This is a genomic window from Oryzibacillus soli (assembly GCF_051594765.1).
Taxonomy (GTDB): Bacteria; Bacillota; Bacilli; order Paenibacillales; family NBRC-103111; genus Paenibacillus_AR.
The window spans coordinates 152670-178548 of the sequence record NZ_JBPPGJ010000004.1; the positions used below are offsets into that span (position 1 = coordinate 152670).

24 protein-coding genes are annotated in these 25879 nt (G+C 60.8%); 9 read left to right on the forward strand and 15 right to left on the reverse strand.

The window, feature by feature from the left end; genetic code table 11:
- Positions 1 to 10: 10 nt before the first annotated feature.
- From ACSEXW_RS06715 to ACSEXW_RS06730, 4 genes are all read right to left on the reverse strand, one after another.
- Positions 11 to 553 (reverse strand): GNAT family N-acetyltransferase, encoded by a 543-nt coding sequence (locus ACSEXW_RS06715; protein ID WP_438445340.1) that lies wholly within the window; start codon positions 551 to 553, stop codon positions 11 to 13.
- Positions 554 to 742: 189 nt separating this feature from the next.
- Positions 743 to 1948, reverse strand: a complete 1206-nt coding sequence (locus ACSEXW_RS06720; protein ID WP_438445341.1) for an amidase — start codon at positions 1946 to 1948, stop codon at positions 743 to 745.
- 37 nt (positions 1949 to 1985) lie between these two features.
- Positions 1986 to 3566, reverse strand: a complete 1581-nt coding sequence (gene ggt, locus ACSEXW_RS06725; RefSeq protein WP_438445342.1) for a gamma-glutamyltransferase — start codon at positions 3564 to 3566, stop codon at positions 1986 to 1988.
- A 204-nt stretch (positions 3567 to 3770) separates the two neighbouring features.
- The gene (locus ACSEXW_RS06730) at positions 3771 to 4214 is read right to left on the reverse strand and encodes a DUF441 domain-containing protein (protein WP_438445511.1); all 444 of its coding nucleotides are present in this window, start codon (positions 4212 to 4214) and stop codon (positions 3771 to 3773) included.
- A gap of 245 nt (positions 4215 to 4459) precedes the next feature.
- On the opposite strand from ACSEXW_RS06730, the gene ACSEXW_RS06735 reads away from it, so the two are divergent.
- The gene (locus ACSEXW_RS06735; RefSeq protein WP_438445343.1) at positions 4460 to 5236 is read left to right on the forward strand and encodes a class I SAM-dependent methyltransferase; all 777 of its coding nucleotides are present in this window, start codon (positions 4460 to 4462) and stop codon (positions 5234 to 5236) included.
- Positions 5237 to 5283: 47 nt separating this feature from the next.
- Here ACSEXW_RS06735 and ACSEXW_RS06740 read toward each other — a convergent pair whose 3' ends face one another.
- The gene (locus tag ACSEXW_RS06740; RefSeq protein WP_438445344.1) at positions 5284 to 6357 is read right to left on the reverse strand and encodes a Gfo/Idh/MocA family protein; all 1074 of its coding nucleotides are present in this window, start codon (positions 6355 to 6357) and stop codon (positions 5284 to 5286) included.
- Between the two features lie 193 nt (positions 6358 to 6550).
- On the opposite strand from ACSEXW_RS06740, the gene ACSEXW_RS06745 reads away from it, so the two are divergent.
- Positions 6551 to 7387, forward strand: a complete 837-nt coding sequence (locus ACSEXW_RS06745) for an AraC family transcriptional regulator (RefSeq protein WP_438445345.1) — start codon at positions 6551 to 6553, stop codon at positions 7385 to 7387.
- A 51-nt stretch (positions 7388 to 7438) separates the two neighbouring features.
- On the opposite strand, the gene ACSEXW_RS06750 is transcribed toward ACSEXW_RS06745, so the two are convergent.
- The 4 genes from ACSEXW_RS06750 to hflK all read right to left on the reverse strand — a co-directional run bounded on the left by ACSEXW_RS06750 (position 7439) and on the right by hflK (position 11228).
- Positions 7439 to 8311 carry a tetratricopeptide repeat protein gene (locus ACSEXW_RS06750; RefSeq protein ID WP_438445346.1) on the reverse strand — a complete coding sequence of 291 codons (873 nt, stop codon included), beginning with the start codon at positions 8309 to 8311 and terminating at the stop codon, positions 7439 to 7441.
- 33 nt (positions 8312 to 8344) lie between these two features.
- Complete coding sequence (locus ACSEXW_RS06755) at positions 8345 to 9301, reverse strand: ATP-binding protein (protein WP_438445347.1); 957 nt, start codon at positions 9299 to 9301, stop codon at positions 8345 to 8347.
- A gap of 65 nt (positions 9302 to 9366) precedes the next feature.
- The gene (gene hflC / locus ACSEXW_RS06760; protein WP_438445348.1) at positions 9367 to 10230 is read right to left on the reverse strand and encodes a protease modulator HflC; all 864 of its coding nucleotides are present in this window, start codon (positions 10228 to 10230) and stop codon (positions 9367 to 9369) included.
- On the reverse strand, positions 10227 to 11228 hold the full coding sequence (hflK, locus tag ACSEXW_RS06765; RefSeq protein ID WP_438445349.1) for an FtsH protease activity modulator HflK: 1002 nt from the start codon (positions 11226 to 11228) through the stop codon (positions 10227 to 10229). Before hflK ends, hflC begins: the two co-directional genes overlap by 4 nt.
- A gap of 134 nt (positions 11229 to 11362) precedes the next feature.
- Between hflK and ACSEXW_RS06770 the strand changes: the two genes are divergently transcribed.
- Positions 11363 to 13894: a TPM domain-containing protein gene (locus ACSEXW_RS06770; RefSeq protein WP_438445350.1), complete on the forward strand. Its 2532-nt coding sequence runs from the start codon at positions 11363 to 11365 to the stop codon at positions 13892 to 13894.
- Between the two features lie 74 nt (positions 13895 to 13968).
- Here the strand turns inward: ACSEXW_RS06770 and ACSEXW_RS06775 are convergent, their stop codons facing one another.
- Together ACSEXW_RS06775 and ACSEXW_RS06780 are read right to left on the reverse strand one after the other, a co-directional pair.
- Positions 13969 to 15060: an iron-containing alcohol dehydrogenase family protein gene (locus tag ACSEXW_RS06775; protein ID WP_438445351.1), complete on the reverse strand. Its 1092-nt coding sequence runs from the start codon at positions 15058 to 15060 to the stop codon at positions 13969 to 13971.
- A 13-nt stretch (positions 15061 to 15073) separates the two neighbouring features.
- Positions 15074 to 16162, reverse strand: a complete 1089-nt coding sequence (locus tag ACSEXW_RS06780; RefSeq protein ID WP_438445352.1) for a Gfo/Idh/MocA family protein — start codon at positions 16160 to 16162, stop codon at positions 15074 to 15076.
- Positions 16163 to 16407: 245 nt separating this feature from the next.
- Between ACSEXW_RS06780 and ACSEXW_RS06785 the strand changes: the two genes are divergently transcribed.
- The 4 genes from ACSEXW_RS06785 to ACSEXW_RS06800 all read left to right on the forward strand — a co-directional run bounded on the left by ACSEXW_RS06785 (position 16408) and on the right by ACSEXW_RS06800 (position 21659).
- Entirely contained in the window at positions 16408 to 17118 is a 711-nt protein-coding gene (locus ACSEXW_RS06785; RefSeq protein WP_438445353.1) for a response regulator transcription factor, read from the forward strand.
- Positions 17111 to 18406, forward strand: coding sequence for a sensor histidine kinase (locus ACSEXW_RS06790; RefSeq protein ID WP_438445354.1), 1296 nt, complete (start codon positions 17111 to 17113; stop codon positions 18404 to 18406). Before ACSEXW_RS06785 ends, ACSEXW_RS06790 begins: the two co-directional genes overlap by 8 nt.
- Positions 18407 to 18477: 71 nt before the next feature.
- Positions 18478 to 19161 carry an ABC transporter ATP-binding protein gene (locus tag ACSEXW_RS06795; RefSeq protein WP_438445355.1) on the forward strand — a complete coding sequence of 228 codons (684 nt, stop codon included), beginning with the start codon at positions 18478 to 18480 and terminating at the stop codon, positions 19159 to 19161.
- Positions 19158 to 21659 carry an ABC transporter permease gene (locus tag ACSEXW_RS06800; RefSeq protein ID WP_438445356.1) on the forward strand — a complete coding sequence of 834 codons (2502 nt, stop codon included), beginning with the start codon at positions 19158 to 19160 and terminating at the stop codon, positions 21657 to 21659. Before ACSEXW_RS06795 ends, ACSEXW_RS06800 begins: the two co-directional genes overlap by 4 nt.
- Positions 21660 to 21745: 86 nt before the next feature.
- Here the strand turns inward: ACSEXW_RS06800 and ACSEXW_RS06805 are convergent, their stop codons facing one another.
- From ACSEXW_RS06805 to ACSEXW_RS06815, 3 genes are read right to left on the reverse strand one after another with little or no spacing between them, the layout of a single operon-like run.
- Positions 21746 to 22144 (reverse strand): hypothetical protein, encoded by a 399-nt coding sequence (locus ACSEXW_RS06805; protein WP_438445357.1) that lies wholly within the window; start codon positions 22142 to 22144, stop codon positions 21746 to 21748.
- A 15-nt stretch (positions 22145 to 22159) separates the two neighbouring features.
- Positions 22160 to 22705 (reverse strand): AAA family ATPase, encoded by a 546-nt coding sequence (locus ACSEXW_RS06810; protein WP_438445358.1) that lies wholly within the window; start codon positions 22703 to 22705, stop codon positions 22160 to 22162.
- Positions 22706 to 22737: 32 nt separating this feature from the next.
- Positions 22738 to 23319 carry a hypothetical protein gene (locus ACSEXW_RS06815; protein WP_438445359.1) on the reverse strand — a complete coding sequence of 194 codons (582 nt, stop codon included), beginning with the start codon at positions 23317 to 23319 and terminating at the stop codon, positions 22738 to 22740.
- A gap of 193 nt (positions 23320 to 23512) precedes the next feature.
- Between ACSEXW_RS06815 and ACSEXW_RS06820 the strand changes: the two genes are divergently transcribed.
- Complete coding sequence (locus ACSEXW_RS06820; protein WP_438445360.1) at positions 23513 to 24232, forward strand: SDR family oxidoreductase; 720 nt, start codon at positions 23513 to 23515, stop codon at positions 24230 to 24232.
- 26 nt (positions 24233 to 24258) lie between these two features.
- Positions 24259 to 24915: a ThuA domain-containing protein gene (locus ACSEXW_RS06825; protein ID WP_438445361.1), complete on the forward strand. Its 657-nt coding sequence runs from the start codon at positions 24259 to 24261 to the stop codon at positions 24913 to 24915.
- A gap of 81 nt (positions 24916 to 24996) precedes the next feature.
- Here the strand turns inward: ACSEXW_RS06825 and opp4C are convergent, their stop codons facing one another.
- Positions 24997 to 25875 (reverse strand): oligopeptide ABC transporter permease, encoded by an 879-nt coding sequence (gene opp4C, locus ACSEXW_RS06830; protein ID WP_438445362.1) that lies wholly within the window; start codon positions 25873 to 25875, stop codon positions 24997 to 24999.
- Between the last annotated feature and the right edge of the window lie 4 nt (positions 25876 to 25879).

The following is a 25879-nucleotide window of genomic DNA, read 5'->3' on the forward strand; positions in this document are numbered from 1 at the left end:
CTCCGATCCGTTAATCCTCGTCCGCCGGATTCAGGATGGCCAGCACCTGGTGGTCCTCCCAAATACCATTGATCTTCACGTTGCTGCGGGCGATGCCTTCCTTGTGGAAGCCGGCCTTCTCCAGGACCCGGATGGACCCGGTGTTGCGGGGTGACGCCTCCCCGACGATACGATGGAACTTCAGCTCCTCGAAGGCATAGCGCACCACCTGCTTCACCGCCTCCGTCATATAGCCCTTCCCATTGTAGGCGCGGTCCAGGCTGTAGCCGATCATGCAGCTCTGCAGCGGCCCCCGCACGACGAAGGAGAGCCCCACGGTGCCGATGACCGTCCCGTTATCCCCCAGGCAGACGACGAACGAATACTTTTTGTCCGACTCCCGCTCCTGTTGATTCCTGCGTATGGCTTCCAGATGATGGTCCACCGTGTAATACTCCTCCGGGCTGATGGGGGAGAACTCCTGGAAAAACTCCCGGTTTCTCAACGCCATTGCCGCCAGCTCTTCCGCGTCCAGCTCTACCGGAAACCGGATGTACACCTGCTCTGCTCCCATACCGTTATTCATCCCCGTTGTAATCAAATTCCAATCCGTTATTGGAGGAGTATACCATACATTGAGAACCTGCGGACAGCAAGTACGATGATGTGAAGGTGAAGCTTCCCTACGCCTCCTCTGCAAGACAACAAGAGCTGCCCGATCCGAACCCGGATCCTTGGCAGCTCTTGTTCACTTTACATACAGTCAGGCAGGAAACCCGGCACGACCCGCCCATATCCCTCCGGGGGAGGTCCATTCCTCCGCCAAGCGAAGGAGCTCCAGGTCCCGGAAGCGTCCCCCCAGCAGCGACAGGCCGATGGGCCGTCCTTCCGGTCCCTTCACCGGGACGGTAACCTGGGGGAGACCCGAGAGACCGGCCGGACAAGTATACCGAAGGAGAAGGGAGCGGATCCGGTCCATAGCCCTGGCATCCAGGCCGATGCGGGGCGCCGGGCAGGGAGCCGTAGGGAATACGAGCACGGCTCCGCTGTTCAGGAGCTCCTCCAGCTGATGCCGGATGGCGACCCGCACCTCCGTCTGCCTCTCGTATTCCTCCCGGCTTACCCCCCGCGCCATCTCGAACCGGCCGGCTACATCCGCCCCGAACCGGGGCTTCACCCGGTCGATCCAAGCGCCGTGCTGCTGCCAGATCTCGAAGGCCTGAAGCGTCCGGAAGCAGGCCGGCCAGCTCTCCGCTTCCACATCTTGCAGGAGTTCCGTCCACTCCGGAGACAGAGCCTCCGCCAAGGGGAGCAGGGCGTCCCGCACTCCGTCATCCGCCAGCTTCCACAGCTCCCGGGGAGCATAGACGGCAGCCGGTACACCGCCCGCTGGGCCGGTTCCTCTCCCCAGCTCCACAAGCACTTCGCCAACCCGGCGAAGCACCGCCGCCTCCCTGGCCATCCAACCCACCGTATCGAAGCTGGGCGCCAAGGGGATGACCCCCTCCGGAGATACCGCACCGTGGGTAGGACGGATGCCGAACAAGCCGCAGTAGGAGGACGGGATCCTCACCGAGCCGCCCGTATCCGTTCCCACTCCGAAGCCGGCCGCCCCTGCCGCCACGGCAGCGGCGGAGCCGCTGGAGGAGCCGCCCGGCAGCGAATCCGGAGCGAGTGGATTTAAGGGAGTGCCATAATGGAAGTTGTCCCCGTTCAAGCTGTACATCAGCTCGTCCGTGTGGGTAATGCCATGCAGCAGGGCCCCTGCGTCCAGTAGGCGGCGGATGACCGGAGCATGGGCGGCGGCAGGGCTATGGGTCCTCTTCCAGCTCGGATTCCCTGCCGTATTCGTATGTCCCTCCAGATCGATCACATCCTTTACGGCGAAGGTGTACCCATCCAGCGGACCATTGCCTGCCGGCTCCACCAGGTATCGTTCCCGCACGTAAGCATTCAGCGGCTTCCCCATCCCTCCTGCACCTCCGTTTCCTATTAGGGCCCTATCTCTACCGGCCGACGGCTGCGCCGTCGCATCTCGGGTCCGTTCCGCCCTCCAGGCGTCCGGCTCCGGAGATCTTAATGGCGTGGGCGTGCCCGACCACTCCGTCGAAGGGGGCCACCGGCTTCACCCGGTGGCCGGCCCGGCTAAGCGCCTCCAGCACCTCCGGCTCCACTCGGCTCTCCACCTTCAGCTCCTGAGTTTCCTCTCCCCACGTCCGGCCCCATACCCAACGGGGCGCGCTGACCGCCTCCTGGGGATTCATGCCATAATCCACCATCCGCGTCAGAAGGGCGGCCTGGGTCTGCGGCTGCCCCTCCCCGCCTTGGGTGCCGTAGAGAAGGTAGGGCTTGCCCTCCCGGCAGGCCATGGCAGGCATAAGCGTATGGAACGTCCGCTTGCGGGGCTCCAGCCGGTTCACATGCCCAGGATCCAGCGAGAAGAACGAGCCCCGGTTCTGCAGCAGAATGCCGGTATCCCCGGCCGTCACCGCAGAGCCGAATTCGAAGTAGAGACTCTGGATGAAGGAGGCTGCGTTCCCCTCCTCGTCCACCACCGCCGCATAGGCCGTATCCGAGCCCAGGGACACCGAATCGAAGGGACGGCTGCCCATCGGATCGATGGCTTCTGCCAGTTCACGGCAGTAGGCCTTGGAGATCAGCCGCTTCACCGGAATATCGGCGAAGTCGGGGTCCGTCAGCACCCGGTTCCGGTCCGCAAAAGCCAGCTTCAGCGCCTCCACCAGCAGATGATAATATTCATAGGACCCGTGCCGAATCGCCCTGAAATCGAAATGCTCGAGAATATGGGGAACCATGATCCCCGTGAAGCCCTGTGAGTTCGGGGGAAGCTGATAGAGCTCCAGCCCCCGGTAGGAGCCCATCAGCGGCTCCACCCATTCGCCGCGGTGACCGGCAAAGTCCTCCATCGTCAAGAGCCCGCCGTTCTTCTCCAGATAGCCAGTGACATTGCGGGCCAGCTCCCCCTGATAGAAGCCGTCCCGTCCGGTCTCGGCCAGCTTCCGGAGACTTCTTCCCAACAGCTTCTGGGTGAACCTCTCTCCGGCAGCAGGGACCCTCCCCCCCGGCACATAGATGTCCCGGGTCACCGGCATGCCCCGGAGCAGCTCCAGGCGCTCCAGCGTAGTGGCGTGCTGGTCCCGCGACAGGGGAAACCCGTTCTCCGCATGGCGGATGGCCGGCTCCAGCACCTCCCCGAGGGTCAGCCTCCCGTACCTCCGCAGAACGGCATCCCAGCCGTCGACCATTCCCGGAACGGTGATGGCGCTGCGTGCGCCGCGTACGGGAATCCGCTCCTCCCCCTCGAAGAGGCTCCGGCTCACGCCGGCACCGGAGCGGCCGCTGGCATTGTAAGCCGCCACCTTTCCCTCTCCCCCATCGTGGAGAAGCCAGAACGAATCTCCGCCGAGTCCGGTCATATGGGGATAGACGACAGCGAGACACGCGCTGACCGCCACGGCGGCGTCGAAGGCGTTGCCCCCTCGTTCAAGAATGACCGATCCGGCCTCGGAGGCCAGATAGTGGGGACTGACCACCATGGATCGTGTCCCTTCCGCTGCCAGGCTCATGGCCATCCCCCCCCTTGCAACCTTGGTTTAGGGGTATCATATTCCGAGTGGAATCGGCCCGTCAACGGGGCGTCCCCAATGTTGTGCATCCTGACAAAAAAACAGCCCGCCCTCCGTTCGCCATACCAAAATCAGCGAGGGATGCGGGATGGTTCGATACGAATCCGGACCGGTGCCGGAAGATCGGCACCGGACACCGGCTGGTCAGCCTCTTCCGGTGAGCACCGCCAGAATGCCCGCTGCGATCAGCGGACCTACCGGGACGCCGCGGAAGAACGCCACGCCCAGAATGGTGCCCAATAGCAGGCCGTTGACCGCCAGCGGGTCATCAGCCATCAGGCGTACGCCTCGGCCGCCCAAGTAGGCCACCAGGGCACCGACTCCAAGGGCCGCCAGGGAGCGCCAGTCTCCGAAGACAGCCGCCATATCTCGAAGCCCAGCGCGGCCCCCTGCAATGGGCGCCATCACCCCGGCGGTCAACAGGATGATGCCGAGGGTAACGCCGTATTTATCCAGCAGGCCGATGGATTTCTCCTGCTGGGTCAGCCGCAGGAGAAGAAGCGCCAACACTGCGATGGCGACGCTCTGGTTCTTCCCCACAACTCCCAGCACCGCAATCCCCAACAGCACAAGCGATGCCCCGTCCATCGGGCGGACTCCCCTTTCAAGCGCGATAGCCTTATCTTCACTATCGTCCAAAAGCGGAAGGTCCATACCTTCCTTGCCGTTGCCATCCGGATCCTTATCGCTGAAGGCCTTCGCCACCTCCAGGGACTCCTGCGGATTGGCCGGCATCTTCATGCCCACCGCTTCCAGCCAGTCCTTGCGGATGCGCAACTTACCATATGCTGGAAGCGTATAAACAAGTAACCCGAATGGAGCGGAGGTAACCCATGGATTTACGCCTCAAGTTTGATGAAGATGTGGTCAATTATGAGAACATGCGCCCCACGTATGTCCAAGAGCTCTTCCAGGATGTGATTCGGTTCTCCAGCTTGAATCCTCTTGCGGAAGCACTGGAAATCGGCATTGGGACAGGCCAAGCCACCCTACCTTTTTTGAAAACCGGGTGCCAGGTGACGGCCATTGAGCTTGGCGAGTCGATGGCCCGTTACTCCGCTGCCAAATTCTCGGACTTTCCGAACTTTCAAGTGATCAACCAGGATTTTGAAGGTGTGCCGCTCGAGCCCGGTCGATACGATCTGATCTATTCGGCAACCGCTTTTCATTGGATCCCACAGGACATCGGCTATCCGAAGGCTTATCAGCTCTTGAAGAGCGGGGGAACGTTAGCCCTCTTTTGGAACCGTCCGTTTCCAGCTCGGGAAGATGATCTTCATGCGGCCATCCAGAACGTTTATGAGCGCTATTCCCCTAAGCTCCACAAGCCGGGCTCCACACACAAGCACAACGAAGACAACTGTAAGAATCTGGTCCGTACCATCGAGCAATACGGTTATAGGGACGCAAGCTATAAGCTGTATCATACGGCAAGGACTTTTGATGCGAACCGCTACATCTCCCTGCTGAATACCTATTCCGACCATCGGGCCTTGCCGGATGAGCAGCGAGTACTTCTGGAACAAGGCCTGGAGGAAGCCATCCGCCAACACGGCGGACAGATTCGGGTGCAGGATACGATCGAATTATATCTGGCGCGAAAGCCCTGACGCAAAGACGGACAGTCCAGAAGGACTGTCCGTCTTACTACTCGAGCCTATTGAATCTGAATCGCCATCTCCTGCGCCTTCAGGCACAGCTCGGCCGCCTTGAAGGCATGCTCCTGCGTCATGGCGTTCTCCGTCCGGTTCAGGCAGTCAAGGATCAGCTGCCCGAAGAAGGGATAGCCCACTTGCCCCTTCACCTTGAAGTGGTATTCGCCCTGCTGGTTCACCAGGTACACCTGGTCGCCTTCCTTCTCCCGCGCCACATCCGTGTACTTGCGGATCTCGATGTAGCCGTCGGTGCCCAGGATCAGGGTCCGGCCGTCGCCCCAGGTGCTCAAGCCGTCCGGCGTGAACCAGTCCACGCGGAAATATTGGGTCGCCCCATTATCTCCCACCAGCGTCGCGTCGCCGAAATCCTCCAGCTCCGGATATTCCGGATGGTTGTAATTGGCCACCTTGCTGTGCAGCACCTTCGCGTCCTTGCAGCCCGCATAATAGAGGAACTGCTCGATCTGGTGGCTGCCGATGTCGCCCAGGATGCCGCAGTACTTCTCCTTCTGGAAGAACCACTCCGGACGGGACGGCGCATTCAGACGGTGCGGACCGAAGCCCACCACCTGCAGCACCCGGCCGATGGCACCCTGATGGACCAGCTGGCCGGCGTACATGGCCGATTCCACATGGAGTCGCTCACTGTAATACACCATATACTTGCGCCCGGTCTCCTGCACCTTGCGGCGGGCGGATTCCAGCTGCTCCAGCGTGGTGAACGGAGCCTTGTCCGTGAAGTAGTCCTTCCCGGCGTCCATCACACGCAGGCCCAGAGCACAGCGGTCGGAGGGAATGGCGGCAGAGGCCACCAGCTTCACCTCCGGATCGGCAAGCACCTGCTCCTCCGAATCGGCGATTCTGACCTGCGGATACTTCTCTGCAAAAGCCTCGGCCTTGCTCCGGTCGGGGTCGTAAACCCACTTCAGGGTCGCCCCCGCCTCGATCAGACCGTTGGTTTGCCCGTAGATATGGCCGTGGTCCAGCGCCACAGCCGCAAAAATAAACTCTCCCGGACCCACCACCGGGTTCGGTTTGCCCTGCGGGGCATAGTTCATTCCGTCACTTACTTGCATTCAGGCAGCCTCCTTCTATGCAATGCAATCGCTTTATTTCTCCTCTCCACCATACCGCGATTCCCGCGCGCCCGCCATAGCCGGAATTAAGAATCATTTATCCAATCCTAAGACCTTTCAGGTAAATCGGCGCCGTGCTAGAATGGAGGTACCGGAACAATACGGCCACACCGCACCCGAAGGAGCGACTCCCATGAAGCCCCCCGTCCCCTCCCGGAACACCACCGCCAATCTTCTGGAGAATCTCAAAGTCACCGTCTCGGGCACCATGCTGAAGTCCAACCTGTCCGATTGGATCCGCACCGATGAGGTTCCCCGGTACAACCGGATGTACTTCTTCACCTCCGGCGCGGGAACCATTCAGCTGAACGGCCGCACCTACGAGCCGAAGCCCAACCAGCTGTTCATCCTGCCCGCCGGCACCGTGCAGACCTTCACCACCCGGACGGACGATCCCTATATCCGGTATTACTGCGACTTCTACGCCACGGTCGGAGAATGGCCGCTGCTGCAGGCCGCCGACCAGGCGTTCTGGGCCCAGGTCCGGGACCCCGAGGATGTGCGGCGGACCTTCGAGGAGCTGACCCTCCACTTTCGGCGCGCGTCCCCCGCGTCCTACCTCCGTACCCAGGCGGCGCTCATCCGGCTCATCTCCATCTGCATGGAGGACGGCGGGTACGGCAATTTCCTTGAATCCCTCCTGGTTACGCCGGAGCAGCACAAGCTGACGTTAACGCTGAATCATATCCAGAACCGGCTGGCGGAGCCTCTGACGGTGGACGGTCTGGCGGAGCTGGTCCACTTCCACCCCAACTACTTCATCGCCTTCTTCAAAAAGCACATGGGCATCTCGCCCATGCAGTTCGTTCAGCGACAGCGCCTGGAGGAGGCCAAGCGGCTCCTGGGCTCCACCGAGCTGCCCGTGTCCGAGATCGCGGCCGCCGTCGGCATGGACTTCATGAACTTCTCCAAGCAGTTCAAGCGCGCCATCGGCCTCTCCCCCAGCGTCTACCGCAGCTCGGCACGTTAAGGGCGGGTACAACGAACAAGCCCGGATCACCAGGATCCGGGCCTGCCTATTCTAGGATCCCCTTCGCCTCCACCCGAACACGCGAACGTGAACGATGGCCTTCGTGGACCAGTGGGTGACGACATAGAGCACCAGGAACAGCAGAATAAGCGGCTTGAACAGCAGCCAGACGAAGAACCAGCCGACGAAGATCTGCCAGGTCCTCAACCGCCGCAGCATCTTGGACGGCCAGAGGAAGAACCGGTAGATCCGGCTGCTATTCTGCAGCGCCTCCAGATATTCGTCCTGAACCTGCTTATCCTCCGGATTCAGCCGTACCGCCGACCGCATGTATGCCTCCTGCTGGTCGTAATCTCCCCTCCGGCAGGCCGCCCATGCCAGGTACAGGAGCACCTGGGGGTTCTCCGCATCATACCGGACCGCCTGCCGGTCCAGCCGGCGGGATTCCGCCATGTCCCCCAGAAGCGATTCGATATAGCTCAGCGTCGCCAGATATTCCGGCGTTTCCGGCGCCAGCTCCAGAGCCAGCAGAAGCTGCTCCTTGGCCTCCTTGAATTTTCCCTTCTTATTCAACCGGTTTGCCAGTAAGTAATAATAGTCCGATTCGTACGGATCGATGCGCAGCGCTTCCTGTACCGCTTCCTGAAACTCCCGCTCCCGGTCCGTCTGGTAATACACGATGACCCGGACGTTCCAGGCCTGTTCATGATCGGGCTCCCGAAGCAGCGCTTCCCTCGCCCAATACAGCGCCTTCTCGTATTCTTCCTGCAAGAGATAGATCCGGCCGATCAGCGCCATCAGGTCCGGTTCCTCCGGCTCCTCCGCCAGGAGCTGCTCCGCCTCGCGCAGAGCTTCCTTGTAGCGTTTCCACTGGATGAGCTGGTAGATCTCTGCGTATGCCCTCTGATTCCTGCGTTGTTCCACTTACGAACGCCCTCCCGAAACTCCCGCCGGCTCCTACTTGATCCCGTGCTGCTTGATATAGTCGAGAATATTCTGGTAATCCTTGTTCACGTCGCTGAACGTGGCGTAATTGCGGGCCGTCGCGAACCACTCCAGGGTGGTAGCTTTCCGGGATTTGGCCGCTTTCCGGAGGTCATCCTGGGTGATCGGCTGGATCTCCCCGGTCTCGAAGGTACGCTCCATGGCGGACTCCACCGCATCCTTCACCACCTGCTCCAGGTCCGCCCCTGAGAAGAACTTCGTCTCCGCCGCGATCTTGGACAGCTGGAGCGAATCCGCAGGCTTGCCGGCCAGCTTCAGCTGAAGGATGGTCTGGCGCTCCGGCTCCTCCGGCGGCGGAACGAAGACCATATGGTTGAAGCGTCCCGGCCGCCGGAGTGCGGAGTCCAGGTACCACGGGGTGTTGGTGGCTCCGATGACGAAGACCTGATCGTTCTGGGCCTGCAGGCCGTCCAGCTCCAGCAGGAGCTGGTTCACCAGCATCCGGTCGTGGTGCTGGCGCATGTGATGACGGCTTCCCCCCATGGCGTCCAGCTCGTCGATGAAGATGATGCAGGGCTTGTTGGCCCGGGCCTGCTCGAAGATATCGTGCAGATTATGCTCGCTTTGTCCCACATACATGGACAGAATTGCTTGGAGCTCGATATGGACGAAGTTCGCTTCGATCTCGCCGGCAACCGCCCGGGCGAGGAAGGTTTTGCCGCAGCCCGGCGGTCCGAACAGAAGCAGGCTTCCCCCCGCTTCCTTGCCGTACGCCTTGAACACCTCCGGCTGCTTCAAGGGGAGGATGAAGTTCATCCGGATCTTCTTCTTCACTTCCTCCAATCCCCCGACATCCGCGAAGGTTTCCTGCGGCCGTTCCGTCTCGATCATCGCTTGATCGTCCTTGCTGAATTGAATGAGCTTCAGATTTTTGCGGCGTCGCTCCGCCAGCTCGTCATGGTCGGACATGCTCTCTCTCCTTTGGACCGGTCTCTATGTCAAGTGTACCATGAGTTTAGAATATTACCAGATGTTTACTTCCCGAGCAGAATTTCCGTATAGGGGGAATTCACCGGCAGCATGATGACCGGCTCGCCTTGGAAGGTGGTCACGTAGCTCTCCAGGGTGCGGTACAGCTTATAGAATTCCGCATCCTTGCCATACGCCTCATTATAGATCCGCGCCGCTTCCTGCTCGCCCTCGGCGATGATCTTCTTGGAGTCGGCCTCCGCCTGGGCGATGAGCTCCTGGGCCTGCCGGTCCGCGTTGGAGGTGATCTTGCGGGATTCCTCATCCCCCTCGGAGAGGTAGCCCGCTGCGATGGAGCGACGGTCCGAGATCATCCGGTTATAGACGCTCTGCTTGTTCTCCTCCGGCAGGTCCGTGCGCTTGATGCGGACGTCGATGACCTCTACGCCGTAGCCCTGACGCTGTACGATATCCGACACCTCCTTGGTGACCTCATCGTTTAGGTCTCCCCGGCTGGAATTCTCGCTGATGATGCTGCCGTAATCGATCTCGGAGAGCTTGCGCCGCACCGCGTTGTAGACCGCGTCGCCGATCCGGCTCTCGGCGGCCGAGACGGTCCGCAGAGACCTCAGGAACGCCTGCGGGTCATTGATCCGCCACACGGTGTAATTGTCCACCTTGATGGGCTTTTTGTCGCGGGTGATGATGGTGGATTCCGGCGTGTCGCTGATCTTCTGGTACTTGGGCAGGGACGACACCGTCTCGATGAACGGCACCTTGAGCTTGATGCCTGGGTTCGAGTGAATCCGCACGGCTTCGCCGAACTTGAACACCACCTTATACTCGCCCTCCCGCACGATGAAGAGCGATCCGGCAAGCAGGATGATCGCGGCTACGGCCGTTACGCCGGTTATGATCCATTTTTTCATTTAGCCGTCCCTCCCGTTGTGCCGGATTTGGTCAACAGCTCGTTCAGCGGCAAGTATTTCACCGTATCCCCCGAGCCGTCGGTCACGATGACCTTGGAATGGGGCAGGATCTTCTCCAGCGTCTCCAGCGTCAGCCGGCTCTTCGTTACGCCGGGGCTCTTCACGTATTCGTTGTAGACGGCGTTAAACTTGGCCACGTCCCCCTGGGCGTTCAGAATCCGTGATTTCTTCGTCCCTTCGGCCTTCTCGATCAGAGCCTGAGCCTCACCGCGCGCCTTGGGCAGACGGTCGTTCACGTATTTCTGGGCTTCGTTGATCTTCGTATTCTTCTCTTCCCTTGCATTCGTCACATCCTTAAAAGCCGTCTGAACCTGCCCCTCGGGCGGCTCAATATCCTGGAATTTCAAGTCGATGATCTGGATCCCCGTACGGTAATGGGTCTGCAGCTCCTCGAGCTTGGCCTTGACCTCCGTCTGGATGATGGTCTTGCCGTCCGTGATGGCATAATCCAGCTTCGTAGACCCGATGACCGACCGGATGGCGGACACCGCCGCATTGCGGAGGAACAGCTCCGGATCCTCGATATTGAACAAGTAATCGCGGAGATCCGCCACCTTCCATTCGACCACCGCATCGGCGGAGACGATATTTTCATCCCCCGTGATCATCAGCGCCTCTTCAGGCATCGGAGTGGTCTGGCCGTCCTTCTCCCTGTAGCCGATGTGGATCTTCTGGGTCAGGTTGGCGGGTACGGTCTTCACCTGCTGGATCGGATACGGCAGCTTGAAGTGCAGACCGGGCTTCTCCTGCGTGGCCGTGTATTGCCCGAAGGTCAGGATGGCCGCCTGCTCCTGCTCCTGCACCGTATAGAACGTACTGAAGCCGAAGCCCAGCACCAGCGCTCCCGCCGCCCCGATCGCGAGCTTCTTCCCCCAACCAGCAGGCATCTGCGGAGGTCTGACCGGCCGGTCCGTCTTCCCACCCGGGAATACGTCCATAATCCCACTCTCCCCTCTCTGATACGGTTTCCCGTTGCCTGTAGTACGAAGAGATGGGGTGTCCCGTTTCATCCTTGCGCGATTTTCAGCCGCTGTGGTAGGATGCGGAGAAGAGGAAGAGCGGAGGTTGGCAAATGAAGAAAATATGGACAATCCTATGGATTTTATTGATTTGGAGCTTAGGCGTGGGCACGCTGAATGCGGCTCCGGCCCTTCCGGACCGTACCGGTTCCGTCTCGGACCAGGCGGGCTTATTCCCGAAGGACAAGCTGAAGTCGCTGGAGTCGAGCGCCACCGGGGCCGGCTACACCTTCTACATCTTGACCCTGGATTCCCTGGACGGGGAAAATCCGGCCGCGCTGGCCACCGCCGCGTACGAGAAGTGGAAGCTGCAGGAGAACGACATTCTCCTGCTCCTGGCAAACCGGGAACACCGGATCGAGATGAACTTCAAGAACAGCAGCCTGCAGAAGCGGCTGGATGCTCTGCCGCCGGATTACGACCGCGACGGTGTGACGAACGAGACCAAGCTGGACGAATTCGTCACGGTCCACTTCATCCCGTCGGCGAAGGCCGGTGACTATGTCCGGGCGGCCATCCAACTGATGGATGCGACCCGCCGCCTGCCGGAGCCCGCTGCTTCGGCACCTGTCATGCCTGCGGCACCGGCGGCTCCAGCTGCGCCGGTTGCCCCCGTTGCTCCCGCGTCTCCTGCAGCCCCGGGCGTCCCCGTCGCGCCGGTAACGGACGGCGTACCCGTTCCGGCTTCGAGTCCCTTCTCGTACGCACAGGCCGGACTGTTCCTGGCCGGCTGTGCTGCGGCCGTGCTGGCCGTGTGGGCGGCTGCCGCCTGGTTCATGCAGCGCAGGATTCGGCGGCTCAAGGACCGGGGCACCCGCCTCCTCGTGAGCTTGGCCCGGATCCAGGAGGAGCTGCGGCCGTTCCACGGCTTGTCCGAAGGCACCACCGCCCGTCTGTCCGAGAAGCTTGGCCAGGAGCTGGCCCAGCTGATGATCCGGGTCTCCGATTGGGAGGCACAGCGGGAACAGTCCTCCGGCTATACGCTGTTGCCGGCCCGATGGTCCTCCTCCTATGCCCGGCTGACCGGAGAGCTGGACCAGCTGGAGGCGGCGGCGGCCCAAGCGGACCGCGAAACGGCGGCGATCGTCGAAGCGGACCGCAGCGTCAAGGAGCAGCTCCAAGCACTCCGGGAGGATCTGGCCAAGCTGGTGGCGGACCTGCAGCGGATCTCGGCGGAGACGGGCTTCCCCCTTCCTGTGCTCCGGACCGAAGCGGAAGGACTTCTCGAGGAGCATGCACGGGCCGATGCGCTGAAGCTCTTCGACCCTGTGGAAGCGGTGCAGGCGGCTCAAGGTCTGGCGGAGCGGTTATCCGCCGCCAGAAGGCTGCTGGAGGCGGTGCTTCCGCACCGGGAGAAGTACCATGCCTACCCGTCCGCTATGGCCGACGCCCGGAAACGGATCGACGCGTTGACGCAGGAGCATGGAATCAACATCGCCGTGGGCCGCCTGAAGCCCCATTCCCATCTGGAGCAGGCAGCGCAGCTCATGGAGCAGCTGTGGACGAAGCTTCAGGAGGGCGATATGCACCCGGTCATCAAGCTGGGAGAGGAGGCGGACCGGTTGCTGTCCGACGCCGTGTCCGTAACGGAACGCCAGGTCCGGCTGAAGGAGCAGAATGCGGGCGATCTCGGGACCATCGGGAGCCGCTCGGAGCAGCTTCGGTCCCAATGGCCCCCGCTGAATGAAGGGCTGGCGCGGGTGCGCAGGGAATATGATCCCTCCCATTGGACGGAACTGGATGCCGGGGAGAAGGACATGCGCAGGCTGCTGGAAGCCGCCGTTGCCGGGCTGCCGGAGATTCGGGAGCTGACGGCTGATAGCCGTCAGGAATACGATCTGGCGAGGACCGCCTTGGACCGGCATCTTGCGGAGCTGCATGAATCCGAACGGCTTAGCGGATGGATCAGGGACGAGATCGCCGGGCTGGACCGACGGCTTGCCGAAGCGGCGGGCCGGGCGGAGCAGCTTCGCCGCCTGCAGCAGGATACCCGGAACATGATCCGGCACGAGAGCCTGCCGGTGAACGAGGGCTGGAAGCGGCAGCTGGCATATCTGGAGGAGGCGGACCACCAGGTCGATGAGGCGTTGGGCCGTTCGCCCCGCCGCCTCGACCGTATCGAGGATACGCTGGAGGAATACCGGAAGGAAGCGGAATCGCTCCGTCATTCCGTGGAGCGGATGGCCGAAGAGAAGCGAGATGCGGAGCGTCGCTACCGGGAGGCGCTGGCCCGCTACCGGTCCGTATCCGCCCGGGCGGGATCCAGAATCCGCCTCGGCGCCTCAGACGGCCAGCTCTCCTCCGCGGAAAGCGACATTGGCCGGCTGATGGCCTTGGGCTTATTTGCCGAAGCGATGAGCCGAATCTCGGAGGTGGATAGTCTGGCGGATCGGCTGGACCGCGAATACCGGCAGCTCCTGGAGGCCGAGGAGGCCGAGCGCCGCAGACAGGAGCAGGAGCGCCAGGCCCAATCGCAATCCTCCGGCGGCAGCTCCTGGGATTCGGGAAGCTCCGGCAGCTCGGATAGCGGCAGCTCCGGCGAAAGCTCGGACAGCGGCAATTCCTCCGGCGGCTCCAACTGGTAACGAAAGGAACACCCCCTCGATCCCATGAAGTCCTGGGTTCGAGGGGGTGTTTTTCTGTTCGCATGCGTGGAACCTTAGTACGTCCAAGCCTCCACCTGCCGGATCGCTTCGGCCAGACTCTCTCCGGTCACAGGGAACGGCATGTTGGCCATGGTGCCTTCGGGGGAGAGGGACACTCGGATGAGCTCCTCCATCTCCCGGCCGGTCAGGGGACGATCGAGTCCCATGTCACGCAGCTTCACCGGCAGCCCGATACTGCGGTAGAAGCCGGTCAGCTCGCGGATCTCCTCCTCAGGCCGACGCTCCAAGGCCAGCTGGACCAGGATGCCGTAGGCCACCTTCTCCCCATGGTAAGCGGCATGCATCTCCGGGAGCGTCGTCAGCCCATTGTGCACGGCGTGAGCCGCTGCGGAGCGGCAGTTGTCCTCGCCCAGCCCGCCGACCATGCCGCTGAACAGGATCACCGCGTCGATCACCCGCTGAAGCTCCGGCGTAGGCCGCTGGGCACGGGCATCCTCCAGCGCTTGTTCACTGTCCGCCAGCAGCGTGTCGAAGATCAGCTTGGCCGTCTGCACCCCGCCGATGGTGGGCAGATTCTGCGGCTTCCCGGTGGAGCAGGCCTTGGACTCCACCCACTTGGCGATGGTATCCCCGATGCCGGCTGCCAGATAGCGGGGCGGCGCCGCAGCGATCACCTCTGTATCCACCAGCGTGAGCAGCGTATTCCGGTAAAAGACGGGGAAGTCCATATAGACGCCTTCCTCCGTGTACATGATGGACAAGTTCGTCACCGGGGCGCAGGTGGCTGCCAGGGTGGGGATCGTCACCAGCGGAAGGGACAGATCATTGGCCAGCTTCTTGGCGGTATCGGTAACCTTGCCGGCGCCGACTCCCACGATCAGCTCCGTGCCGGGCTCCACCAGCTGCTTCAGCCGGTCCGCCTCGCCGTAGGTACACTCGCCGCCATAGCGCTCGACCCGGTAGTTGATCCCGGCCCGCTCCAGACTGTCCGCCAGCTTGGCTCCGGCAGCCTCCCAAGACTTGACGCCTGTTACGAGGAACACCTTGCGGCCGAACCGGGAGATCCACTCCCCCGCCCGTCCGATCAAGCCCGGCTCCTGAATATAGGCATTCGGCGTTCCCGCCACATAATGCGATCCCTGCATGTTGGCATCCTCCTTAAGATAGATCCGGTACCCAGCTCTGCGTGACCGACTGTACGGCTTCCCCGGATTGAATGGCTTGCTCCATGAGCATATAGAAATAATGATCCTGCGACGCCTCCGGCAGCCCGTAAAATTCCGGTCCGCCCGCCGCATAATCCGCCATCTTCATCATGCATACGGCTACGGCAATCTCATCGTCGGAGAGTCGGGCCGGCACCGCGGGATTGCGGTACACCCACTTGTCTCCCGCCAGGATCCCCTGGAGGTGGAAGCCCTCCATGTTGCCGTCCTCGCCCTTGTTGATCCGCATCAGCTCCAGATGCACCGGGGTTGCGTGATCCTCCAGCCAGCTGATCCGATTGTCATAGATTTCTCCCCGTTCGCCCCGCACATTCACATGGTTGGACCGGATCCAGGAGCGATGCTGATCCTTCTCAAAGTCGAAGATCCCCAATTGTCCACCGTCGAATTCCAGCCAAGCCAGATCCCGCTCTACGGTAATGAGCTTGTCCTCTGCCGGTGGCCCGGATCTCCCCGGTCCGTTCACCATCGGATGATGGAAGCGGGCGGCCCGGATCCTCGCATTCTCGAATCCGGCGCCGAGCAGCTTGCGCATGAGGCTGATCCCGTGGTACCCATGGGACTTGGACACGCAGCACTGGGTGATGCGGCCCAATTTCCCGGAATGGGCCAGTGCGATCTGCGCCGCATGCTGGGGCTGGTATTGATACTGCTCCGCCACCTGGATCCGGGCTCCCGCCCGGGTCAGCTCATGGAGCGCCAGCAGCCCCGGCAGATCCGGCGCCGGCGGGGTCTCCGCCAGTGCGGGGATCCCCCGGTCCGCCAACTCCTGCAGGAAGCCGGGACTGGCCGGCCGGGAAACGGACACGATAACGAACGCCGGCCTCTGCCGGTCCAGGAGCTCGGCCAGGGTTCGGTATGCCGGAACCCCCCATTTTTCCTCGAAGGCCCTTCCCTTCTCTTCATCCCGCAGCACCACCCCGCACAGATGGAACCGCCGGGGCATCGCTTGGGCGATCCGGACGAAGAACTCGGCCCGGAAGCCCCCGCCAATGATGGCAAATGCCGTAGCCGCAGACATAGTTAACCTCCCTCTACCTGTTCAAACTCCGTATATTCGAGCATGAATATACTATGCTTCATCGGAATTATCATCTGAAAACGTGTACAATTATATTATAACGTATTTATATGGCGGTTGCTTGATTGTTTTTCGATGGATACCGGACTGAACCATCGACCGGACCGAACTGGACCTGCTCTGCCGATTCCCCTATAGTAAGAAATATCCATCCCTACCCATTATGGACAAAGGAAGATTCTTCTATGACCCGAATATTGCTGGTGGAAGACGACGAATTGCTGGCGGAAGGATTGATTTTCGCCTTAACCAAGGAGCTCTATGAGACCGACCGGGCAGGCTCCGTTGCGGAAGCCAAAGCCCATCTGGCTGCCTCCCCCTACGATCTCGCGCTGCTGGACGTCATGCTCCCGGACGGTACAGGCTTCGAGCTGTGCCGTCATGTCCGCAGCTTCTCCCGGATGCCCATCCTGTTCCTCACGGCATGCGACGAAGAGGTGAATGTGGTGCAAGGGCTGGAGCTGGGCGGCGACGATTACATCACGAAGCCGTTCCGGCTCCGGGAGCTGCTCTCCCGAATCAAGGCCATTCTTCGCAGAGCTCAGCCCCATGAATCCCAGGCCGACGCTGGAGGCTTGCTGAGCGCGGGAGCCGTTACGCTCCGGCTGTTGGATACGAAGGTATTCAAGCACGGTACGGAGGTAAATTTGACTCCGGTGGAATTTCGCCTGTTGGCCCTGCTTCTGAAGCACCCGGGCATGACGCTGACCCGTGCGCAGCTGTTGGACAAGCTGTGGGATGAACAGGGGGAATTCGTAGACGACAATACGCTGTCCGTCCATGTCCGGCGCCTAAGGGAGAAGCTTGAGGACGATCCCTCCCATCCTCAGCTCATCACGACGGTCCGGGGAATCGGTTACCGTCTGGAGACGGGGGGTGCCGGTCATCATGTCTGACGCGCCGCACTCTCTTCGAACCCAGAGCGCCCTGCCGCTCTGGGTCAACCCGGAGTTCCGGAGCTTCGCCAAGCGGCTGCTAGTGATGACCTTGGTCCTGATCTTCCTTGCCCAAGGGCTCTGGTGGCTCATGATAGAGCACGAGCACCAGCGCCGGATATCCCGGGACTTGTCGGTCATCGGACAGCTGGCCCTCCAGCATCCCGAATGGAGCGGAGATATTGCCCGAGCCTTCGCCCGGGAAGCCTCTCCGGAGGAGATGGCCGCAGGAGAAGCAGCCGCACGGGCCTTCGGGCTCGACCGCTCCCTTCCCCTTCGGACGGACCGGGATATGACCCGGCTCCTGTGGAGAGGGGCGGCCGGCCTTATGGCGGCGGAGCTCCTCTTAGCAGCGCTCCTGCTGGGAGCGGCAGGCCGTTCCTTCCGCACCCTCTATCGAACGGCTTCCACCTACGCGCATTGGGCCGAGCGGATCGTAGAGGGTGATTTCCGCACGGAGTGGGTCCGCCCCGCGGAAGGGGTCTTCGCCAAGCTGGCGCACCAATTCCAGCTCATGTCCAACCGCATGGAGCTGACCTTGGAACGGCTGCGTCAAGAGAAGGAGGCCATGGAGCGCCTCCTCTCCGATATCTCACACCAGCTCAAGACGCCGCTGGCGGCTCTCCAGATGTTCATCGAGCTGGCCCAGGATGACGCTCTGCCGGCGGACCGGCGCAACGCCTTCCTGGCGAAGGGCGAGGCTCAGATCGGGAGAATGGACTGGCTCATCCGCCAGCTGCTGACCGTCGCCCGGCTGGAGGCCGGCTCCACCCGGCTGGAGATGAAGATGGGCTCCCTCCTCCCTTCCGTCCAGGAGGCTGCGGAAGCTTTCCGCGCCCGGGCGGTTCAGCTCGGGGTCGAGCTGTCGACCCAATATGATCCGGGCAAAACCTACCTCCTTCCCCACGATTCCGCTTGGCTGGGAGAAGCTCTGGGCAATCTGATCAAGAATGCGCTTGAGCATACCCCAGCCGGAGGCCGTGTACAGGTACGGCTGGAGGAAACATCGGTCCTGACGCGTGTGGTGGTCACGGATACCGGAGAAGGGATTCCTCCGGAGGAGCTTCCCCGGGTGTTCGAGCGCTTCTACAAAGGCCGCTCCGCCTCGCCGGGAGGCGGAACCGGTATCGGGTTATCGCTGGCCAAGGCCATCGTTGAGCAGCATGGGGGCTTCCTCTCGGTGCGCAGCACCCCCGGAGCCGGCTCCGTGTTCACCGCAACCCTCCCCCGAAAGCTTACGGAATCGTAAGGTACCGCGTCATCTGGACGTAAGGCGGGGCTGATAGGCTTAAGGCATCACCTTAAGGAGGCATGACTGCCATGAATATGGTTGAAACCATCGGATTGACCAAGTCCTACGGCAAAGGAGAGGCCCGGGTGGATGCCTTAAGCCGGGTGGACCTAACGATCAAGCAGGGAGAGTTCGCCGCCGTTATCGGCCCTAGCGGCTCGGGCAAGAGCACGCTGCTCCACCTGCTCGGAGGTCTGGACCGGCCTACCGAGGGCCAAGTGATCATCGGCGGCAAGGACATCTACAAGCTGCCCGAAGAGGAGCTGTCGATCTTCCGCCGCAGGCAGGTCGGGTTTATTTTCCAATCGTTCCACCTGGTTCCCGTCCTCTCGGCCGAGGAAAACATGCTCCTGCCTCTGATGCTGGACGGCAAGGACATCGATCACGGCTATATGGAAGAGCTGCTGCGGATTCTGGGCTTAAGCGACCGGCGCAAGCATCTTCCGTCCGAGCTGTCGGGAGGCCAGCAGCAGCGGGTATCCATCGGCAGGGCCTTAGCCTACAAGCCCTCCGTCATTCTTGCAGACGAGCCTACCGGGAATCTGGACCGCAAGAACAGCAAGGAAGTGCTGGATCTGCTCCGGCTGACCGTCACGAAGTACCATCAAACGCTGATCGTCATTACCCATGATCTGGAGATCGCTTCCCAAGCGGACCGCATCATCGGGATTGAGGACGGCCGGATCGTCCGGAATGAGACGGTGCGCGCATGAACAACCTGACCCAACTGGCCCTCCGCTATCTGAAGCAGCAGAAGAGGCGCTCCCTTTTGACCATCGTCGGGATCATGCTGTCCATGGCCTTGGTCTTCTCCTCCACCGCGATGGGTGAAGCGCTGAAGGATTACCTGCTCGAGAGCATCAAGCTCCAACACGGCAACTATCATGCCGCTTACCTGAACCTGACGCAGGAGCAGGTGGATCGGCTGAAGAACAATGCGAAGATCCGGTCCGTCGCCGTGAAGCGCGATGCCGGGTACATGCCGGTCCGGACCGGTCTTACCATTCAAGTAACGGGCGGCGGACCGGAATTCCTGGATGTCATGTCGCTGGAGCTGGAGGAAGGCACTCTGCCTGCGAAGGATGGGGAGATCGCGCTGGAGCGATGGATGCTGGAGAATCTGCCGGGATCCCTCCACATCGGCGACAAGCTGAAGCTTCCGCTGACAGATACGAAGCCCGGTGCCCCGGCCCCGGCGGACGGCAGCTCATCTGCGGTGCGGAAGCAGGATAAGGAAGTGGTCCTGACCGGTATATTCAAGAATAAGATGGAGACGCAGCAATACGGCACCGGCATGGGCATCGTGACGCTGGAGTATGCGGATGCGCTTCGGCAGGGCTTCCAGGCTCCCGTGAACGAGTGGGATGCCGCCGTCCTGTTCAAGGACGGGATCAAGCTCCAAGCCGCTATCCGGGATACGGCGGAGGCCATCGGTGCGGGCGCCGGACAGACCGCTCCGAACACGGCTCTGCTGACCGCATTAGGAGAAGGCGCTCATTCCGGGCAGAACCGGAACGTGCTGTTCGCCCAAGCCATCGTTATCGCGATCATCATGACCGCGACGGTGGCCGTCATTTATAACGCCTTTCACATCACGGTGCTGGAGCGGATCAAACAGTTCGGCTTGCTGAGGTCCATCGGCATGACCCCGCGCCAGATCCGGGGCCTGGTCCTACGGGAAGCCTCCATCCTGGCAGCGGCCGGCATTCCGGCCGGCATCCTGCTGGGCTGGGGCGGCATCGAAGCCCTTATGGCCCTCTTCGCATGGATGGATCAAGGTGCATTCCTCGGGATGCTGAAGGTTCAGATCCACTGGTATATCCCGGTTGCTACAGTGCTGATCGGACTGGCCACCGTCCTGATCTCCGCCTTCGGTCCCGCCTACGCGGCCGGCCGGGTATCGCCCTTGGAGGCACTTCTCCACCACAATCGCTTTAATAAGGAAAAGGCCTTCCGCAGCCGGAAGTTCCGCGGGTTCTTCCCCCGGGGCATCGTCCTTAGGATGTCGCAGGACAATCTGAAGCGGAACCGGAAACGGTATCGGGTCACGTTGTTATCCATGTCCATCGGGATCGTGCTCTATGTGTTCTTCACCTCCTTCCTTCAGTTCATCCATGATGCCGAATCCAGCGGGTTCTCTAAGGACTATCAGCTTACGACCTTCGATCGGCAGGCTCAAGGCTACAGCGTGGAGGATTACGAAGCCGTTGCCGCCGTTCCAGGCGTGGAGCGGGTCTACCGGACGATGGAACAGGTGAACCGGTATGCGGAGGTCGCGGCGGAGCAGCTGACGCCCGTATACCGGAAGGACCGGATGGAATTCAAGACCGTTCCGTTCGCGACCACGATTCAAGCCTATTCTCCCCGCGACCTGGCCCTGCTGGAGCCTTATCTGGTGAAGGGAAGCTTGGATTCGGACCGGATGGATGCAGACAACGGCGTTCTGGTGCTCCAGAAGCTGGAGACGTCCAAGGGAATAGTCGTGCCCACCGATCTGAAGATCGGCGACACGATCCGGCTTGGCGAGCTGGATGCCTCCGGTACCGGTCTGGCGCAAGCCCGGGAAGTCAAGGTGTTGGGCATCCTGGACGGCTCCCCGTATATCGGCTCCCTCCAATATCAGATCATCACCTCGGAAAAGATGTTCACCCGCATCACCGGCCGGAGCGACTATGCCCGGTTTGACGTTGAGCTTCAGCATGGAGCCGATCCGGAGGCCGTAAAGCCACAGCTAAGAGCCATATCCGACCGGAACCCCGAAGGCCGCCTACAGGATTACATCGGCAATGACACGAAGGTCATCGAACTTCAGATTTCCATCCTGCTGTACGGCCTGGTGGCGGCCATCTCCGTCATAAGCGCCATCAACATCATCAACACCATCAGCACGAACCTGATCCTCCGAACCCGGGAGTTCGGAACCCTCCGGGCTGTAGGCATGACGATGAAGCAGATGCGGCGCATGATCGTCTTCGAGAGCATCTGGTATGGCATCATGGCCACGCTTGCGGGAGGCACGGTGGGGTCGATGCTGGCATATTGGTTCTATTCCAATGTGAATGCGGTCCAGGACATCCCGTACCGGTTCCCTCTGGGAGCCCTCCTCACCGCTGGCATCGCCTCAGGGCTGATCTGCCTCATGGCCTCCCGGGTGCCGATGAAGCGCATCGAACGTATGGACATCGTCATGGCCATCCGCGCGGAAGAATAACCCGCCAAGAAAGACCCATAGCCTCACTTGCCACTTGTTTCGTGGCCGGTGAGGCTTCATGGTTCATGCAATCTGACTTCCCTTACCTAATCGTTTCCCTTCTTCGTTCCGTCCGCTTGATCGTGTTCTGCCCTTCCGGCCGGCGCGTCATCCACTCCTTCGCCAGCCCGCCTCTGTGCATCCAAGTCCACTTCGAGCTCCCTCTCGATTTCTTCATTCATGGCGAGGAGCTTGCGTTTGTCTTCCTCGTTCCCTTCAGCCAGCGTCTCCTCCGGATCAGGATAGACCTCCAGCTCCTCCGGGTCTTGGATCCCCAGCTTCTCCTTAATCAGCAGCAGATCCTTCTGCATCTCCCTGGTGCGTAGATGGGTGCTGAAGACCATTCCGAACAGCACGGCCAGAATCAGCATTCCCCCATAAGGCCCCATCATCATCGTCAACCCGATGGTCACGATGATGGCCAATATGATTCCGAAGATGGTCATCCCGCCAATCCTCCTCTAGTCCCTTTCCTGAACGGCTGCATACGCCAACACCCGGCTTACCCTCTCGGCTACGGACAGATCTCCCTCCAACCGCAGCACCGGACAAGGCAGCTCCGACAACCAGCTTTCGTGCAGCCGAAGGCTCCTCACGTCCATCCCGGCTTCATCGTACAAGGAAGCCCACTTCAGGAATGCTCTCGATTGCTCGTACAGAACGCCGCCGGGCAGTACCGCATCCCCATAGCGCTGCCGCTCCCGCTCCTGCAGTCTATGAAGCCGGACCTCCTTCGGAATGTGCAGGAAGATCACCAAATCCAACTCGTTCTGGAGCTCATCTCCCCACCCGCAGACCGCTCCAGACAAGATCCACCGGTCATGCATAGCCAAATCCTGCTTCAACAGACGAATCCGCTCGGCCGGCGCCCGCGGTACCGTAAACTTCTCTGCCCAGAAGTAGTCATCTCCATCGAAATGAGCATGAGGAAGCCTGCGGGCCAGCGACTTCCCCAAGGTTGAAGCCCCCGAGCCGGAGGCGCCCAGAATATGAATCCGGTTGATCATAATAGGCCTCCCTCTGTATCCCCGCTCCGCAATCAGCTGTCACTTCTCCAATATTCATAAAGCTTCATTCCCGTATACGACACGTCGATACCGTCCCGCAGACGGTTGATCTGCTCCGTACTCACCTTGAAGGAGAAATCCGCCATAGGGCCGCTTCCCCCCTGGCTGGGATCGATCGGCTTGCCGCTTGCATCGAACGGCAAGAGCTCCCGGAAGCCGCCGCTGGTGGAGACCGTCCCGTTACCTAGGAACCTCTGATTATGCAGGAACTCCCCTCTGTCATCATCCGGCCGGAAGACCGTGTGGAAGCCGAAGTAAAGATCGTCCCCCCGGTTCCAGATTTGCTCCAGATAGATCTCGGTTCCGTAAGCCTCGTACAGCTTCTCGTGCAGGAATCTCTGCTCCTTGCCGGCAATGGGGATCCACTCCGGCTTCACATGCAGGGTCATGGGAACCGACTCCTCCATGATACGAAACGAATAACCGTTACCGCTTAGAATTCGCTCCATAATGATATCCGGGTCATGATGATTCCGGTACGCCCGGAGTCCGAACCATGCCGGAAGCAAAAGGACGGCTGCCAAGATCAGGCACGGTATGGTTAATCTTCTCATCGGATCACAGCAGCCTCTCCATATGCCGAAGATACGGACTAAATATTAGCTTCCATTATACCATCGGTTCAAAAATCTGGTAAAAAATAAATTTTATCTCCCTTCGCCCCTCACCTTGCCCATCACCGCCTGTTCAAAGAGGCAGGATTGGTTTACAATGGGTTGATAGCGATTTCATGGAAGGAGATCTCGGATGACTTCCTATGCCTGTGTAACCGGTGCGGATCGGGGAGTTGGTCTGGCCTTGGTTCAGGAGCTCTTGAACCGGGACTGGACGGTGATTGCCGGACAATATGCAGATGAATGCGGCGCATTGGAGCGGCTGGAAGCCTCTTCGGAAGGCAGACTCCACCGAATACGGCTGGATATTTCGGATCCCGCCAGTGTCGAGCGGGCTGCGGATCGGATACGCTCCCTGACCGGAGCGCTGGACCTTCTGATCAATAACGCCGCCGTCCTCGGCGACATCCGGTCGAAGGTGACGGAACAGCTGGATTTTGAGGAGATGGAGCAGGTTTTCAGGGTGAATGCCCTCGGCCCTCTCCGGATGGTGCAGGCATTGGTCCCCTTGGTAATGAACAGCGGGATGAAGCTGATCGTGAACATATCCTCCGAAGCCGGGAGTATTGGGAGCTGCTGGAGGGACAGCTGGTATGCGTACTGCATGTCCAAGGCGGCGCTCAACATGCAATCCGCGCTGATCCACAATGAGCTTAAGCACGCTGGAGGACAGGTGATGGCGCTTCACCCCGGGCACGTCAGAACCTATATGCAAGGCCGGTTGGATACGGAGGGCAGGCTGGAGCCGGCAGAATCGGCCCATAAGCTGCTGAAGCTGATTCAAGACCACAAGAACTACATGGGAGAGACCCCCGTCTATTTGGATGAGGAAGGGCGTTCCCTTCCCTGGTAAGACGCAAACCGAAGGAGAAGAATATCATGAACGACCATACGTACCGCGTCTTGATCGTCGGAGATACCGGCGATCGCGCCCCCTACCATCCCGTGACACCCCTGCTGGAGGAGCTGTCCGGCTTTCTGCCGGACTTCATCAACCTGAATGGAACGGAGGAATATGACCGTCTGAAGGATCTATCCTCCTATGATCTGTGCATCTCTTACACCGACTGCTGGAACGGCACGGTCAGCGACGACCAGGCAGCCGGACTGATCCGGTTCGTGGAGGAAGGAGGCCCCCTCATGGTTCTCCATAACGGCATCTCCCTACAGGCTCATGACAGCCTGTTCCGGCTCATCGGCGCACGGTTCACAGGGCATCCGCCTTACCAGACCTTGAACTTCCATCCGGCGGCTAACGGCTCTCATCCCATTACGGAAGCCGGCCTTCCCTCCTTCGCCATGGAGGAGGAGCCTTACCAGTTCGCATTCGCCCCGGATTCGCAGATCCAGCTGCTGATGGAGTACGAGTGGGAAGGGCAGCGCGTCCCTGCCGCTTGGTACCGCCGCCAAGGCGAAGGTCATGTCGTATATTTGATGCCCGGCCACCACCGTCCCTCCTTCACCCAGCCCGAATACGTTCAATGGATCATGACCAGCATGGATTGGCTCCTGCAGCAGGCCCCCGGAAGAATCTGACCGGACGGCGGCTTGACAGGTCTTCCTGCAATTCAAACAAGCTGCCTCCGGGATTCCCGAAGGCAGCTTGTTGTCGTTCTATCACTTGGAGTCAAAGGCATTGCGCAGCCCGTCACCCACAAAGTTGAAGCACATGATCGTAATGAAGATCATCATGCCCGGGAAGATGGGGTACCAAGGCGCCTCGATCATAATCTTCAGGCTCTGGGCGGACTGGAGCAGATTGCCCCAGCTTGCGGTGGGGGGCTGAATGCCCAAGCCCAGGAAGCTGAGCCCCGACTCCGTCAGGATCATGCTGCCCATATTCATGGCGGCCGCGACGATGACAGGGGCGATGGCGTTGGGCAGCACATGGAAGAAGATGATGCGCCTGTCCGGAAGACCCATGGATCGGGCCGCATCTATATACTCCCGGTTCTTGACGGAGAGGATCTGTCCCCGCAGGAGCCGGGCCTTGCCCATCCATCCGAAGGCCGTCAGCACCACGATGATGTTGAACAGGCTGGGCTTCAAGAGCGTCACGACGGTGATCAGCAGGAAAAATTGGGGGAAAGCCAGCATCACATCCACGAATCTCATGAGGATGCTGTCCACCTTTCCACCGTAATATCCGGCGATGGCCCCCACTGTCACACCGATAATGACGTTGAACAGAACGGAGAAGATCCCGACCGAGAGGGATACTCGGGCGCCGTACAGCACCCGAGTAAACAGGTCCCGGCCCAAGTCATCGGTGCCGAACCAGTGGTCGGCGCTCGGAGGCTTCAGCCGGTTCAACAGATCCTGCTCCGCGGGGTCGAACGGGGCGATCACAGGAGCCAAGAGCGCCAGAAGGATCAGGATCAGGAGAATAGCCAGGCTGATGACAGCCATACGGTTCTTCCTGAAACGCTCCCAAGCCCGGTTCTTGGGGGCCGTAACGGCAAGCTTCGGCAACGGTTCGGTTACAGCAGCATTCATCGCA

Bases quoted from the DNA above. Each gene is read 5' to 3' on its own strand.
- ACSEXW_RS06715 (WP_438445340.1), bottom strand. From the start codon at position 553: ATGGGAGCAGAGCAGGTGTACATCCGGTTTCCGGTAGAGCTGGACGCG.
- ACSEXW_RS06720 (WP_438445341.1), bottom strand. From the start codon at position 1,948: ATGGGGAAGCCGCTGAATGCTTACGTGCGGGAACGATACCTGGTGGAG.
- ggt (WP_438445342.1), bottom strand. From the start codon at position 3,566: ATGAGCCTGGCAGCGGAAGGGACACGATCCATGGTGGTCAGTCCCCAC.
- ACSEXW_RS06730 (WP_438445511.1), bottom strand. From the start codon at position 4,214: ATGGACGGGGCATCGCTTGTGCTGTTGGGGATTGCGGTGCTGGGAGTT.
- ACSEXW_RS06735 (WP_438445343.1), top strand. From the start codon at position 4,460: ATGGATTTACGCCTCAAGTTTGATGAAGATGTGGTCAATTATGAGAAC.
- ACSEXW_RS06740 (WP_438445344.1), bottom strand. From the start codon at position 6,357: ATGCAAGTAAGTGACGGAATGAACTATGCCCCGCAGGGCAAACCGAAC.
- ACSEXW_RS06745 (WP_438445345.1), top strand. From the start codon at position 6,551: ATGAAGCCCCCCGTCCCCTCCCGGAACACCACCGCCAATCTTCTGGAG.
- ACSEXW_RS06755 (WP_438445347.1), bottom strand. From the start codon at position 9,301: ATGTCCGACCATGACGAGCTGGCGGAGCGACGCCGCAAAAATCTGAAG.
- hflC (WP_438445348.1), bottom strand. From the start codon at position 10,230: ATGAAAAAATGGATCATAACCGGCGTAACGGCCGTAGCCGCGATCATC.
- hflK (WP_438445349.1), bottom strand. From the start codon at position 11,228: ATGGACGTATTCCCGGGTGGGAAGACGGACCGGCCGGTCAGACCTCCG.
- ACSEXW_RS06770 (WP_438445350.1), top strand. From the start codon at position 11,363: ATGAAGAAAATATGGACAATCCTATGGATTTTATTGATTTGGAGCTTA.
- ACSEXW_RS06775 (WP_438445351.1), bottom strand. From the start codon at position 15,060: ATGCAGGGATCGCATTATGTGGCGGGAACGCCGAATGCCTATATTCAG.
- ACSEXW_RS06780 (WP_438445352.1), bottom strand. From the start codon at position 16,162: ATGTCTGCGGCTACGGCATTTGCCATCATTGGCGGGGGCTTCCGGGCC.
- ACSEXW_RS06785 (WP_438445353.1), top strand. From the start codon at position 16,408: ATGACCCGAATATTGCTGGTGGAAGACGACGAATTGCTGGCGGAAGGA.
- ACSEXW_RS06790 (WP_438445354.1), top strand. From the start codon at position 17,111: ATGTCTGACGCGCCGCACTCTCTTCGAACCCAGAGCGCCCTGCCGCTC.
- ACSEXW_RS06795 (WP_438445355.1), top strand. From the start codon at position 18,478: ATGAATATGGTTGAAACCATCGGATTGACCAAGTCCTACGGCAAAGGA.
- ACSEXW_RS06800 (WP_438445356.1), top strand. From the start codon at position 19,158: ATGAACAACCTGACCCAACTGGCCCTCCGCTATCTGAAGCAGCAGAAG.
- ACSEXW_RS06805 (WP_438445357.1), bottom strand. From the start codon at position 22,144: ATGACCATCTTCGGAATCATATTGGCCATCATCGTGACCATCGGGTTG.
- ACSEXW_RS06810 (WP_438445358.1), bottom strand. From the start codon at position 22,705: ATGATCAACCGGATTCATATTCTGGGCGCCTCCGGCTCGGGGGCTTCA.
- ACSEXW_RS06815 (WP_438445359.1), bottom strand. From the start codon at position 23,319: ATGAGAAGATTAACCATACCGTGCCTGATCTTGGCAGCCGTCCTTTTG.
- ACSEXW_RS06820 (WP_438445360.1), top strand. From the start codon at position 23,513: ATGACTTCCTATGCCTGTGTAACCGGTGCGGATCGGGGAGTTGGTCTG.
- ACSEXW_RS06825 (WP_438445361.1), top strand. From the start codon at position 24,259: ATGAACGACCATACGTACCGCGTCTTGATCGTCGGAGATACCGGCGAT.
- opp4C (WP_438445362.1), bottom strand. From the start codon at position 25,875: ATGAATGCTGCTGTAACCGAACCGTTGCCGAAGCTTGCCGTTACGGCC.